Annotated in this window: 10 protein-coding genes and 1 pseudogene; 9 read left to right on the top strand and 2 right to left on the bottom strand. The window is 66.0% G+C overall.

The annotated features are described in order from the left end of the window. Positions 1-170: 170 nt before the first annotated feature. Positions 171-1,214, top strand: coding sequence for a DNA-binding protein (locus HNO51_RS10610; protein ID WP_197447335.1), 1,044 nt, complete (start codon positions 171-173; stop codon positions 1,212-1,214). Positions 1,215-1,290: 76 nt separating this feature from the next. On the opposite strand, the gene nfuA is transcribed toward HNO51_RS10610, so the two are convergent. After that, positions 1,291-1,881 (bottom strand): Fe-S biogenesis protein NfuA, encoded by a 591-nt coding sequence (gene nfuA / locus HNO51_RS10605; RefSeq protein WP_197447334.1) that lies wholly within the window; start codon positions 1,879-1,881, stop codon positions 1,291-1,293. 245 nt (positions 1,882-2,126) lie between these two features. Between nfuA and metH the strand changes: the two are divergent. The 4 genes and pseudogenes from metH to HNO51_RS10585 all read left to right on the top strand — a co-directional run bounded on the left by metH (position 2,127) and on the right by HNO51_RS10585 (position 9,567). Beyond that, a pseudogene (gene metH, locus HNO51_RS10600) lies at positions 2,127-5,841 on the top strand (methionine synthase). A gap of 81 nt (positions 5,842-5,922) precedes the next feature. Next, on the top strand, positions 5,923-7,251 hold the full coding sequence (locus tag HNO51_RS10595) for an MATE family efflux transporter (RefSeq protein WP_209537411.1): 1,329 nt from the start codon (positions 5,923-5,925) through the stop codon (positions 7,249-7,251). A gap of 137 nt (positions 7,252-7,388) precedes the next feature. Next, on the top strand, positions 7,389-9,041 hold the full coding sequence (locus HNO51_RS10590) for a nitrite/sulfite reductase (protein WP_209537410.1): 1,653 nt from the start codon (positions 7,389-7,391) through the stop codon (positions 9,039-9,041). Then, a complete protein-coding gene (locus tag HNO51_RS10585; protein ID WP_209537409.1) occupies positions 9,034-9,567 on the top strand; it encodes a DUF934 domain-containing protein in 534 nt (177 codons plus the stop codon). Before HNO51_RS10590 ends, HNO51_RS10585 begins: the two co-directional genes overlap by 8 nt. 60 nt (positions 9,568-9,627) lie before the next feature. Here HNO51_RS10585 and smrA read toward each other — a convergent pair whose 3' ends face one another. Continuing rightward, entirely contained in the window at positions 9,628-10,221 is a 594-nt protein-coding gene (gene smrA / locus HNO51_RS10580) for a DNA endonuclease SmrA (protein WP_197447329.1), read from the bottom strand. A 124-nt stretch (positions 10,222-10,345) separates the two neighbouring features. Here smrA and HNO51_RS10575 point away from each other — a divergent pair, with 124 nt between their 5' ends. The 4 genes from HNO51_RS10575 to HNO51_RS10560 all read left to right on the top strand — a co-directional run bounded on the left by HNO51_RS10575 (position 10,346) and on the right by HNO51_RS10560 (position 12,294). Beyond that, positions 10,346-10,795 (top strand): gamma-glutamylcyclotransferase family protein, encoded by a 450-nt coding sequence (locus HNO51_RS10575; protein ID WP_209537408.1) that lies wholly within the window; start codon positions 10,346-10,348, stop codon positions 10,793-10,795. A 92-nt stretch (positions 10,796-10,887) separates the two neighbouring features. After that, complete coding sequence (gene arsC, locus HNO51_RS10570; protein ID WP_197447327.1) at positions 10,888-11,244, top strand: arsenate reductase (glutaredoxin); 357 nt, start codon at positions 10,888-10,890, stop codon at positions 11,242-11,244. A gap of 28 nt (positions 11,245-11,272) precedes the next feature. Next, positions 11,273-11,896: an NAD(P)H:quinone oxidoreductase gene (gene wrbA / locus HNO51_RS10565; RefSeq protein ID WP_209537407.1), complete on the top strand. Its 624-nt coding sequence runs from the start codon at positions 11,273-11,275 to the stop codon at positions 11,894-11,896. Continuing rightward, positions 11,893-12,294, top strand: coding sequence for a DUF2069 domain-containing protein (locus tag HNO51_RS10560; RefSeq protein WP_197447325.1), 402 nt, complete (start codon positions 11,893-11,895; stop codon positions 12,292-12,294). The genes wrbA and HNO51_RS10560 overlap by 4 nt, the downstream gene beginning before the upstream one ends. Positions 12,295-12,394 lie beyond the last annotated feature (100 nt).

Here is a 12,394-nt window from a genome sequence, read left to right as displayed (position 1 = left end):
GGTGATCTGTGTTACGTAAATTACGTAATTACGTATAATGTAATTAGCTTTCCGCCTTGGACGAAAGTCGCTATGCTTAGGTATCCGAGCGGGCGCACGGAAACAGCAACAACAAGCGACGCCTGCCGCTAGAGCAAGGATCAGCCGCCCCACCACACAAGGAGATCGTCATGGCGCGCAGCGGTGTGCAGTACGAGGACGTCCAGCAGGCCATCGAGACCCTGCTGGCCAAAGGGGAGGCGCCCAGCGTCCAGAAGATTCGCGACGTGCTGGGAACCGGCAGCTTTACCACCATCAGCGATCATCTGAGGGAGTGGCGGTTGCAGCGTGAGGCCAGCCGCGACCTGCCCGCCTCCCAATCCATGCCGGAACCGGTGCTGAAACTGGCGGAAAGCCTGTGGCACAAGGCCCAGGAGGCGGCCGGCGAGGGGCTGGCGGGTTACCGCGAGCAGGCCGACCGGCGCGTGGCGGATGCGCAGGCCGCCATGCAGGAGGCGCAGCGCCAGGTCGAGGATGCCGAGCAGCGCGAGGCCGCCCTGTCAGCGCACCTGGCGGGCACGGAGCAGCGGCTCGAGCAGCGTAGTGCTGCGCTGGCGAAGGTGGAGAGCGAGCGCGACCAGTGGCAGGAGCGCACGCGCCAGTTGGAACAGCGCCTGAATCGCACCCTGCAGCAGCTCGACAAGCTGCAGCGAGAGAACGAGCAGCAGATGCAGGCGCACCAGCAGGCGCTGGCCGACCGCGACGCCCAGCAACTGGCGCGCCTGAACCAGGAGGAGCAGCGCCACGAGGCCGCCGAGGCGCGACTGATGGGCCTGCTCGACGAGGCGCGTCAAGAGCGGATGTCGGCCGAGAAGCGACACGACGCCACGGTGGCGCAACTCGAGAAGCGCCAGGAGAACATGCAGCGGCAGCTGCACGAGACCCAGGCGGCGCTGTCCAGGGAGGAGAAACAGCATCGCGAGACCCAGTGGGCCAGGAGCCGTGCCGAGGAGCGCATCGATACCCTGCGCCACGAGCAGTCGTTGCTGCAGGCCCGCATCGACGACCAGAAACGCCATATCGACGAGCAGGCGGCACGCCTGCGTACGCTCGAAGCGGAGCTGATGCGGCGAACCTGGCAGCCTGACGAGGAAGGAAAGGCGTCACGCCGTGCGGAACGGGGAGCCGAAACCCAGGAAGGCTCCAGGATAGAGCCTTCCGAGAGCGTTCGCTGAAAGGAGCGGCGCGCCCGGTGGGCGCGTTCGGTGTGAACCGCGGCGATCCCGCCAGATGCGGCTCGCCGCGGGAGGCTCAGCGATAGTAGGCGTTGGTGGTATCGGTGTGATCGGTCACGTCGCGGATGCCGGCCAGCTCCGGGATGCGCTCCATCAGGGTCTTCTCCACCCCCTCCTTGAGGGTCAGGTCGACCGCGGCACAGCCCTGGCAGCCGCCGCCGAAGGCCAGCACCGCCACCTGATCCTCGGTCAGCTCGACCAGCTTGATCTCGCCGCCGTGGGCAGCCAGGCCGGGATTGATCTCGCTGTAGAGGATGTAGTTGACGCGATCCTCCAGCGGGCTATCGGCGTTGACCTTGGGCATCTTGGCGTTGGGCGCCTTGATGGTCAGCTGGCCGCCCATGCGGTCGGCATTGAAGTCGACCACGGCCTCCTCGAGGAAGGGAAGGCTGTTCTTGTCGAGGAACACCACGATCTTTTCGAGCGCGAGTCTCTCGTCGCTCGGCTCCTCCTCGCCAGGGCGACAGTAGGCCAGGCAGGTCTCGGCGTAGGGGGTTCCCGGCTGAGTGATGAAGATGCGCACCGCGATTCCCTCGACGTTCTGCTTCTCGAGCAGCTCGGCGAGGTAGTCCTGGGCGCTGTCGGTAATCTGGATGGTCTCGCTCATGGTGTTCTCGCTGGTCGGGCCTCGGCCGCGTCGGCCGGCCGTAAGTGACATGCCATTATGGTAAGCAAAAGCCGGCTGAGAGACAATCCCGACTGTTTTGCTCGGTTTTTGATCGGCCCTGCCCTCAAGGCGCTGGTTTTGCTACCATGGCGGGCCGACACGACCGCCACCGCCAGCAGCCGACAAGAATTCGCGGGGCGGCCTCGATTCCTGGACGTGACTTTCGCTGGAGACTGACCCGACCCATGGCCGCCCTACCTTCTGCACTGACCGCCTCCCTCTCCGAACGGCTCGGCGAGCGCATCCTCATGCTGGATGGCGGCATGGGCACCATGTTGCAGAATGCGCGGCTCGACGAAGCCGACTTCCGCGGCGAGCGCTTTGGCGACTGGCCCTCCGACCTCAAGGGTAACAACGACCTGCTGGCGCTGACCTGCCCCGATCTGGTCACGCGCATTCACCGCCAGTATCTCGAGGCCGGTGCCGACATCATCGAGACCAATACTTTCAACAGCACCCGCCTGTCCCAGGCCGACTACGGCATGGAGGCGCTGGTGCCCGAGCTCAACCGCGAGTCGGCGCGCCTGGCGCGCGAGGTGTGCGACGCCGTGGCGGCCGAAACCGGCGTGCCGCGCTACGTCGCCGGCGTGCTCGGGCCGACCTCGCGCACTGCCTCGCTGTCACCGGACGTCAACGACCCGGCCAAGCGCAACGTCACCTTCGACGAGCTGCGCGACAACTACTACGAGGCGGCCGAAGCGCTGATCGAGGGCGGCGCCGACCTGATCCTGATCGAGACGATCTTCGACACCCTCAACGCCAAGGCCGCCATCTTCGCCCTGGAGACCCTGTTCGAGGCCCGCGGTGAGCGCCTGCCGGTCATGATCTCGGGCACCATCACCGACGCCTCGGGGCGCACCCTCTCCGGCCAGACCACGGAAGCCTTCTGGAACTCGGTGCGTCACGCCCGGCCGCTCTCCATCGGCCTCAACTGTGCGCTGGGCGCCGAGGAGCTGCGCCCCTATCTCGAGGAACTCTCGAACAAGGCCGACACCTTCGTCTCCGCGCACCCCAACGCCGGGCTGCCCAATGAATTCGGCGAGTACGACCAGACGCCGGAGGAGATGGCCGCCATCGTCGCCGAGTTCGCCCAGAGCGGCCTGGTCAATATCATCGGCGGCTGCTGCGGCTCGACCCCGGAGCACATCGCCGCGATCCATGCCGCCATCCAGGGCCTGGCGCCGCGCCAGGTGCCCGAGCGCCCGCGCGCCTGCCGCCTCTCCGGCCTCGAGCCGTTCAACATCGAGAAGAGTTCGCTGTTCGTCAACGTCGGCGAGCGCACCAACGTCACCGGCTCGGCGCGCTTCAAGCGGCTGATCGTCGAAGAGGACTACACCACGGCGCTGGAGGTGGCGCTGGAGCAGGTGGAGAACGGCGCCCAGGTCATCGACATCAACATGGACGAGGGCATGCTCGAGTCCCAGGAGGCGATGGTGCGCTTCCTCAACCTGATCGCCGGCGAGCCCGACATCGCCCGCGTGCCGATCATGATCGACTCCTCCAAGTGGGAGATCATCGAGGCCGGGCTCAAGTGCGTGCAGGGCAAGGCGGTGGTCAACTCGATCTCGCTCAAGGAAGGGCGAGGCGGCCTTCCTCGAGCAGGCCAGCCTGTGCCGCCGCTACGGCGCCGCCGTGGTGGTGATGGCCTTCGACGAGGCCGGCCAGGCCGATACCTTCGCGCGCAAGACCGAGATCTGCCAGCGCGCCTACGAGCTGCTGGTCGAACGGGTCGGCTTCCCGCCGGAAGACATCATCTTCGATCCTAACATCTTCGCCATCGCCACCGGCATCGAAGAGCACGACAACTACGCCGTCGACTTCATCGAGGCCACCCGCTGGATTCGCGAGCACCTGCCCCACGCCATGGTCTCGGGCGGCGTCTCCAACGTGTCGTTCTCCTTCCGTGGCAACAACCCGGTGCGTGAGGCGATCCACTCGGTCTTCCTCTACCATGCGATCCGTGCCGGGCTGACCATGGGTATCGTCAACGCCGGCCAGCTGGCGGTCTACGACGACCTGCCGGAGGAACTGCGCGAGGCGGTCGAGGACGTGGTGCTCAATCGCCGCAGCGACTCCACCGAGCGACTGGTCGATCTGGCCGAGAAGTACAAGGGCGATGGCAGCGGTGCGGCCAGAAAGGAGGACCTCGAGTGGCGATCCTGGCCGGTCAACAAGCGAATCGAGCATGCCCTGGTGAAGGGGGTGACGGCCTATATCGAGGACGACACCGAGGAGGCCCGCCAGCAGGCCAGCCGCCCCATCGAGGTGATCGAGGGGCCGTTGATGGACGGCATGAACGTGGTCGGCGACCTGTTCGGCGCGGGCAAGATGTTCCTGCCCCAGGTGGTCAAGTCGGCGCGGGTCATGAAGCAGGCGGTGGCCTATCTCATTCCCTATATCGAGGCCGAGAAGAGCGAGCTCGCGGCGGAAGATCAGCAGGCCAAGGGCAAGATCGTGATGGCCACGGTCAAGGGCGACGTACACGACATCGGCAAGAACATCGTCGGCGTGGTCCTGCAGTGCAACAACTATGACGTGGTCGACCTCGGCGTCATGGTGCCGGCGGAAAAGATCCTGCAGACGGCCCGCGAGGAGAACGCCGACATTATCGGTCTCTCGGGCCTGATCACCCCGTCGCTGGACGAGATGGTACACGTGGCCAAGGAGATGCAGCGCCAGGGCTTCACGCTGCCGCTGCTGATCGGTGGCGCCACCACTTCCAAGGCGCATACGGCGGTAAAGGTCGAGCCGCAGTACGACGAGCCGGTGATCTACGTGGCCGACGCCTCCCGGGCGGTCGGCGTGGCCGGCAAGCTGCTCTCGCCCGCGCTCAAGCCCACCTACGTGGCCGAGATCAAGGCCGAGTACGAGCAGGTGCGCGACCGCAATGCCAAGCGTCGACCCAAGGCGGCCGACCTGAGCTATGCCGAGGCGCGTCAGCGCAAGCTGCCCATCGACTGGGACGGCTATACCCCGCCCCGGCCTGCCGTCACCGGCCTCAAGGTGTTCGATGGCTACGATATCGAGGAGCTGCTCGAGCGCATCGACTGGACGCCCTTCTTCATGAGCTGGGAGCTGGTGGGCAAGTACCCCAAGATTCTCGACGACGCCGTGGTCGGCGAGGCGGCGCGCAGCCTGTTCGCCGATGCCCAGCAGATGCTGCGCAAGCTGATCGACGAGAAGCGCGTCGAGGCGCGCGGCGTGATCGGCCTGTGGCCGGCCAATAGCGTCGATGACGACGTCATCGAGGTGTATGCCGACGAGTCGCGCAGCCGGGTGATCGAGCGGCTGCATCACATTCGCCAGCAGACCACCAAGAATCGCGACGGCGTCTGCTACAGCCTGGCGGATTTCGTCGCGCCCAAGGAGAGCGGCAAGCCCGACTGGATCGGCGGCTTCGCCGTGACCACCGGCCATGGCGTCGAGGCGCTGGCCGAGCGCTACAAGGCCGCCGGCGACGACTACAACGCGATCATGGTCCAGGCCCTCACCGACCGCCTGGCCGAGGCCTTCGCCGAGCGCATGCACGAGCGGGTGCGCAAGGAGTTCTGGGGCTACGTGCCCGACGAGACGCTGGACAACGATGCGTTGATCGCCGAGAAGTACCAGGGCATCCGGCCGGCGCCGGGCTACCCCGCCTGCCCCGACCACACCGAGAAGCGCACCTTGTTCCGCCTGCTCGATGCCACGGCGAACGCCGGTATCGAGCTGACCGAGAACTTCGCCATGTGGCCGGCCGCGGCAGTCTCGGGGTGGTATTTCTCCCACCCCCAGTCGAAGTACTTCTCGACCGGCAAGATCACCCGCGACCAGGTCGAGGCGCTGGCCGAGCGCAAGGGCATGACGCTTGCCGAGATGGAGCGCTGGCTGTCGCCGGTGCTCTCCTACGATCCGGCCTGACGTGTCGCCATTCGACACCGCCCGTGCCACCGGCACGGGCGTTTTTCAGATGAACCGATAGTACGCGAACCGATAGTACGGATGTTACCCGACTCCCTGCGCCGCCGGAGAATCCTGCGCCTCGCTCTGCCGATCATCGCTGCCATGGTCACCCAGAGCCTGATCAATCTGATCGATGCGGGCCTGGTCGGCTCGCTCGGCGAGGTGCCGCTGGCCGGCGTGGGCATCGGCGGCTACGCCATGTTCCTGATCACCGCGCTGGTGTTCGGGCTTTCGTCGGGGGTGCAGGCACAGACCGCCTGGCGGCACGGCGAGCAGGCCTGGCACCTGCGTGCCCTGCCGCTCAATGCCGGCCTTGCGATTGCCCTGCTGGTGTCGCTGCCCGTTACCCTGCTCTGCCTGTGGCAGGCGCCGTGGCTGCTGGGGTGGCTCAACCCCAGCGCCGAGGTCACCGAGGTCGCGGTGGAGTACTTCCGCTGGCGAGTGATGTCGCTCGCCGCCGTGGCGATGATCTTCTGCTTTCGTGGCTATTGGAACGGCATCCAGCAGAGTGGCTACTACCTGCGCATCATGCTGGTGATGCACGTCGTCAACGTGCTCGCCAGCCTCTGTCTGATCTTCGGCTACCTGGGAATGCCCGCCATGGGGGCGGCAGGCGCTGGCGCGGGAACCACCCTTTCGCTGCTCGCCGGGCTTGGCCTTTGGGCCTGGGTCAGCGCCCGTCACGCCGTCTCCTGCGGTTTCATGAGGCAACTGCCGGAGCGCCCTACGCTACTGACGACCCTGCGCCTGGCCACGCCGCACTCCTTTCAGCAGCTCTGGTTCGCTGCCGGCTATGCCGTGTTGTTCTGGATCCTGGGCCGGATCGATACCGCCAGCGTGGCGGTGGGCCATGTGCTGGTGAATCTGTCGCTGCTGCTGATCCTGCCCGGCGTGGGCCTGGGCATGGCCGCGATGAGCCTGGTGGGCCAGTCGCTTGGCGAACAGGCTCATGGCGAGGCGCATCGCTGGGGTTGGGACGTGGTGCGCCTGGCCTGGCTATGCCTGGCGTCGCTGGCATTGCCCATGACGCTGTGGCCCGAGCATGTCCTGGGGCTGTTCCTGTACGATCCTGAGCTGATCGCCCTGGCCCGGCTGCCGCTGCAGTTGACTGCCGTGATGATCGTGCTGGATGCCGCTGCCCTGGTTCTGGGGCAGGCGCTGCTGGGTGCCGGGGCCAACCGTACCGTGATGACCACTACCCTTACCTTGCAGTGGCTGGTCTTCCTGCCTCTGGCCTGGTGGGTCGGCGTGACCATGGAGCAGGGCCTGCTGGGCATCTGGTGGGTGCAGCTCGGCTATCGCTGCCTGAATTCACTGTGGTTTGCCGCGATCTGGCAGCGTCGTCAGTGGCTTCGGCTGCAGTTTTGAGCAGGTAGCATGCCCCTTGACGCTTTATATGTCTTTACGTATAAAAAATATGAATATTTATTCTTTCATAGAATATCGCAGGGGCGTTATGGTGCCCCCTGACGCTTCGCCAATCCCCTAGCAGCAGGACCGGCTGAATGTACCGCTACGACACCCATGATCAGACACTGGTCAATGAACGCGTCGCCCAGTTTCGCGAGCAGATGAACCGTTACCTGGCCGGCCGCATCAGCGACGAGGAATTTCTGCCGCTGCGCGTGCAGAACGGCCTCTACGTCCAGCGATACGCACCCATGCTGCGTATTGCCATCCCCTACGGCATGCTGGCCTCCTACCAGCTGCGCAAGCTGGGCGATCTGGCTCGCGACTACGATCGCGGCTACGGACACTTCACCACCCGTACCAACCTGCAGCTGAACTGGCCGAAGCTGGAGACGGTGCCGGACATGCTGGCCGAGCTGGCCAGCGTGCAGATGCATGCCATCCAGACCAGCGGCAACGACATTCGCAATACCTCTACCGACCAGTTCGCCGGCATTGCCGAGGACGAAGAGGTCGATCCGCGCCCGTGGTGCGAGCTGATCCGCCAGTGGTCGACCTTCCATCCCGAATTCACCTACCTGCCGCGCAAGTTCAAGATCGCGGTGACGGGTGCCGCCGAGGATCGTGCCGCCATCCAGGTGCATGACGTGGGCCTGCGCCTATGGCGCGACGAACACGGCGACGTTCGCGTCAAGGTATTGGCCGGTGGCGGTCTCGGTCGTACGCCGATGATCGGCGAGGTGGTGCGTGAGGACCTGCCCTGGCAGCACCTGCTGACCTATCTCGAGGCCCTGGTGCGCGTCTACAACCAGTTCGGCCGCCGCGACAACAAGTTCAAGGCGCGCATCAAGATTCTGGTCAAGGCGCTGGGCGTCGAGGAGTTCCGCCGTCGGGTGGACGCCGAATGGGCGCATCTGAAGGATGGGCCGCAGACCTTGACCCGCGAAGCCGTCGAGGCGATGCAGTCGCATTTCGTCGACCCCGAGCGGCGCACCGTCAGCGACGGGGCAATTGCCGAGTTCGAGCGCCTGCGCGGCGAGAACCGGGCCTTTGCCCGCTTCGTGACCAATAACGTGCATGGGCACAAGGTGCCGGGCTACAAGGCGGTGACGCTGTCACTCAAGCGCAAGAACCACTCGCCCGGTGACCTGACCTGGGAGCAGATGCATCAGGTGGCCGGCCTGGCCGACGAGTTCAGCTACGGTGAGATTCGCGTGACCCACGAGCAGAACCTGGTGCTTGCCGACGTGGCGGTGGATCGCCTCGAGGAACTTTGGCACCGGTTGGGCGAGCTCGGGTTGGCCAACCCCACCGTGGGCACTCTCGCCGACCTGATCTGCTGCCCGGGCGGTGACTATTGCGCCCTGGCCAACGCCAAGTCCATCCCGGTGGCCCAGGCCATTCAGGAGCGCTTCGAGGACATCGACTACCTCTATGACCTGGGGCCGCTGGATCTCAACATTTCCGGCTGCATGAACGCCTGCGGACATCACCACGTCGGCCATATCGGCATCCTCGGCGTCGACAAGAAGGGCGAGGAGTGGTATCAGATCTCGCTCGGCGGTGCTCAGGGCAACGAATCATCGCTGGGCAAGATTCTCGGCCCTTCGTTCGACCGCGAAAGCGTGCCCGAGGTGATCGACAAGGTGCTGCAAGTCTATGTCGGTGAGCGTGTCGAGGGCGAAACCTTCATCGAAACCTATCGCCGTATCGGCCTCAAGCCTTTCAAGGAGCGGGTATATGCCTGATCAGAACGTCTCCGTGCGCCCCTTCATTCGTGGCGGCAAGCCGGCCGAAGACCGCTGGGTGCTGATTCGCGAAGAGGACGCCGCGCTGCCCGCCTCTCCGGCCATCGTGCCGTTGGCGCGCTGGCAGGAGCTGAAAGGAAGCCAGGAGCTGGCGCCCTGGTTGGGCAGCGACACCGAGCTGACGCCGGAACTGGCCGACGAGCTGGCTTCTGCCCCGCTGATCGCCATCGACTTCCCCAAGTTCACCGACGGCCGTGGCTACAGTCTCGCGCGCCTGCTGCGTGAGCGCTACGGCTACGATGGCGAGATTCGTGCCATCGGCGACGTGCTGGTCGATCAAGCCTTCTTCCTCACCCGCTGCGGCTTCGATGCCCTGTCGCTGCGCGAAGACCAGTGGCTTGAAGACGCCCTGCAGGCCCTCAACGCCTTCAGCCGCGCCTATCAGCCGGCCGTCGACGTCGATGAGCCGCTGTTCCGCCGGCGCATGCGCGAAGCGGTAAAGCACGCTGAGCCAGCGTTGGCATAAAGCCCCCTTGGTGTAACCACGAAGCCGGCCGCGTGCCGGCTTCGTGGTGCAGGGGCAGCGTCAGCCGCGTCGCTTCTGCTGCCGCTCGCGGTTGTCCGCCCTCGCCCGCTCGCTCTTGCGCAGCATCACCCAGGTGGCGCCAAGACCGCCGTCGGCCTGCTGGGCGGAGGCGAACGCCTGTACCTCATCGAACTGGGCCAGCCACTTGGCCAGGTAGGAGCGCAGTACGTTGGCCGGGCTGTCGGGCTGCTGCCCCCGGCCGTGTACGATCAGCAGCGAACGCAGGTCGTGGGCATAGGCTTCGCGGATGAAGGGCGGCAGTACCCGCCGGCACTCGGCCAGCGGGCGCCGCAGCAGATGCAGGCGTGACTGGGCGGGATAGCCGCCGTGGCGCAGGCGGTCGACGACGCCCTGCTGGATGCCGTCGCGGCGAAACGCGACGGGATCGAACGGTGGAAGCAGCTCGACGAAATCGTCCGACAGGAAGCTGTCCTCGGCGAGTTCGGCCTGGGCGCTTTCGCGTCGTGCCAACTGGGCCTCCGTGGGCCGGCGTCGTCGCTGACCCGGATCGGCTCGGTTGGTGCGCCGGCGTAGCGGCTTCACATCTCCCATCAACGCCCTGAAGTCCTGATCCTCGTGTGCCGACTGGGCCATGGGCATCCTCCGCGGTGGTCGAGCCATGCTTCGCATCCTAACAGAGCGTCGAGCCGAGGGAGAACCGGACAGCCTCGCCTCTGCCGTGTCAGGATAAATCCCATCACGAACGCAAGGAGCGTGTATGCGCCTGTCCCATGCCGTTATCGTGGCACTGGCAACCCCATTGGCCGTGCTCGGCTGGCTATGGCTGACCCTGCTCAGCCCCTTCAGCTACGATCGTCCCGACCATCTCCCCCCGATCGAGGAAGGCGAGCATGCCGTCTTCGTCTACGGCACACTGCGCTTCGCCCCTATACGCTGGGTGGTGATGGGCCGTGCGGGAGAGACCCAGGCGGCCGTGCTAGAAGGCTTTCGCCGCGAGGGGCTCGATCTGGCCGAGGCGCCGGGCGAGCGGGTCCCGGGTGAAATCGTGGTGGTCGACGCCGATGAGCTGGAGCGCCTGGATCGCTACGAGCGCCTGGGGATACGCTATCGACGCGTGCCCATGCGCCTGGCGGATGGCCGCATGGCATGGGTCTACCGCCGCCTGAGCGAGGTATCGCACCCCGCCGGCGCCGGCGCAACCGACTGATCGGCGCGGAAGTTTCGAGTGGCTGCGGTTGTGGCCTGGGTGACGCCCCTTCTACAATATGGACCAACCTTCCAAGGATCGAGGAGTCGCGCATGGCCATCACGCTCTATCACAACCCCCGCTGCTCCAAGTCGCGCCAGGCGCTGGCGCTGCTGGAGGAGCACGGCGCCGAGGTGACCGTGCGGCGCTACCTCGACGAGCCGCTGAACGAGGAAGAGCTGCGCGATCTGATGTCGCGCCTGGACGCCGACGGCGAGCGCCTGGTGCGCACCCAGGAGGCGGAGTGGCAGGAAGTCGACGATACCGACCTGCAGGATCAGGAGCAGGTGATCGCCGCCCTCCTTCGCTTTCCCAAGCTGCTGGAGCGTCCGATTGCCGACGACGGCAAGCGCGCCGTGATCGGTCGCCCGCCGGAGGACGTGCTCGCCCTGCTCCATGCCCACGACTGATCGCCTGCCCACTCGAATCGGAGCCACGATGCGCGACTCCCTGCCCTATGTGTTGATCCTCTATTATTCCCGGTATGGCGCCACGCGCAGCATGGCCGAGCAGCTGGCCGCCGGCGTCGAGTCCTGCCCCGGCATCGAGGCACGGCTGCGTACCGTGCCGCCCGTTTCACCCACCTGCGAGGCCGTCGACCCCGAGATCCCCGCCGAGGGGGCCGTCTATGCCGACCTGGAGGACCTGCGTCACTGCGCCGGCCTGGCGCTGGGCAGCCCGACCCGCTTCGGCAACATGGCCGCGCCGCTGAAGTATTTCATCGATTCCACCAGCGCCCTGTGGCTCAACGGCGTGCTGGTGGACAAGCCGGCGACGGCGTTCACCTCCACTTCCAGCCTGCACGGTGGTCAGGAAACCACGCTGATCTCCATGCTGCTGCCGCTGTTGCACCACGGCATGGTCTATGCCGGCCTGCCCTACAGCGAGACCGACCTGATGACCACTACCGTCGGTGGCACTCCCTACGGGGCCAGCCATCTGGCCGGGCAGCGTAGCGACCAGCCGTTGGCCGATGCCGAGCGGCGGCTGGTGCGTGCCCAGGGGGAGCGTCTGGGGCGCCTGGCCCTGGCGCTCGGGCACCTGAGGGAAAAAGCTTCATGAGGCGCTGGGTCGAGGGACTCGAGACTCGCCATGGCCTGGACATGCTCACCGAGCGCAGTCGCCAGTTGGTCCTCACCAGCTATGTATTGCTGTTGGTCCTGCTGGTCTGGAGCGGCCTGGCGATGCAGGCCGGGACCCATCCGCTGACGCCGATCCTGATCCGCGCGCTGCCGTTGATCCTGTTCCTGCCTTCGATCCTGGGAAAGCGCGCCAGGGGCCATGCCTGGCTGGCCTTCGTCAGCCTGCTGTACTTCGTTCAAGGCGTGATGGTGGCCACGCTGCCCGGGCAGGGGGCGCTCGGCGTTGCCGAGGCCCTGGTCGCCCTGGCGCTGTTCACCGGCTGCATGTTCTACGCCCGCTTTCGCAGTCGTCAGATCAAGGCGGCGCGCGACGCGTGAAACGCGGGCTACCGGCACGGTCCGGATGACGAAAACATGATAACGGTCAAGCCGCGGGGTGTTGTGCTGACGTCTCTCAGCGGCGACCATGAACAGAAAG

It is taken from the genome of Billgrantia sulfidoxydans (assembly GCF_017868775.1).
GTDB lineage: Bacteria > Pseudomonadota > Gammaproteobacteria > Pseudomonadales > Halomonadaceae > Halomonas > Halomonas sulfidoxydans.
The sequence above is the reverse complement of the archived record's forward strand: the minus strand, read 5'-3'. Positions and strand labels throughout refer to the sequence as shown.

What these genes read in the sequence shown, in the direction of transcription:
- arsC (WP_197447327.1), top strand. Translation starts at nt 10,888, where the DNA reads ATGGCCATCACGCTCTATCACAACCCCCGCTGCTCCAAGTCGCGCCAG.
- smrA (WP_197447329.1), bottom strand. Translation starts at nt 10,221, where the DNA reads ATGGCCCAGTCGGCACACGAGGATCAGGACTTCAGGGCGTTGATGGGA.
- HNO51_RS10585 (WP_209537409.1), top strand. Translation starts at nt 9,034, where the DNA reads ATGCCTGATCAGAACGTCTCCGTGCGCCCCTTCATTCGTGGCGGCAAG.
- nfuA (WP_197447334.1), bottom strand. Translation starts at nt 1,881, where the DNA reads ATGAGCGAGACCATCCAGATTACCGACAGCGCCCAGGACTACCTCGCC.
- HNO51_RS10590 (WP_209537410.1), top strand. Translation starts at nt 7,389, where the DNA reads ATGTACCGCTACGACACCCATGATCAGACACTGGTCAATGAACGCGTC.
- HNO51_RS10575 (WP_209537408.1), top strand. Translation starts at nt 10,346, where the DNA reads ATGCGCCTGTCCCATGCCGTTATCGTGGCACTGGCAACCCCATTGGCC.
- HNO51_RS10595 (WP_209537411.1), top strand. Translation starts at nt 5,923, where the DNA reads ATGTTACCCGACTCCCTGCGCCGCCGGAGAATCCTGCGCCTCGCTCTG.
- HNO51_RS10610 (WP_197447335.1), top strand. Translation starts at nt 171, where the DNA reads ATGGCGCGCAGCGGTGTGCAGTACGAGGACGTCCAGCAGGCCATCGAG.
- HNO51_RS10560 (WP_197447325.1), top strand. Translation starts at nt 11,893, where the DNA reads ATGAGGCGCTGGGTCGAGGGACTCGAGACTCGCCATGGCCTGGACATG.
- wrbA (WP_209537407.1), top strand. Translation starts at nt 11,273, where the DNA reads ATGCGCGACTCCCTGCCCTATGTGTTGATCCTCTATTATTCCCGGTAT.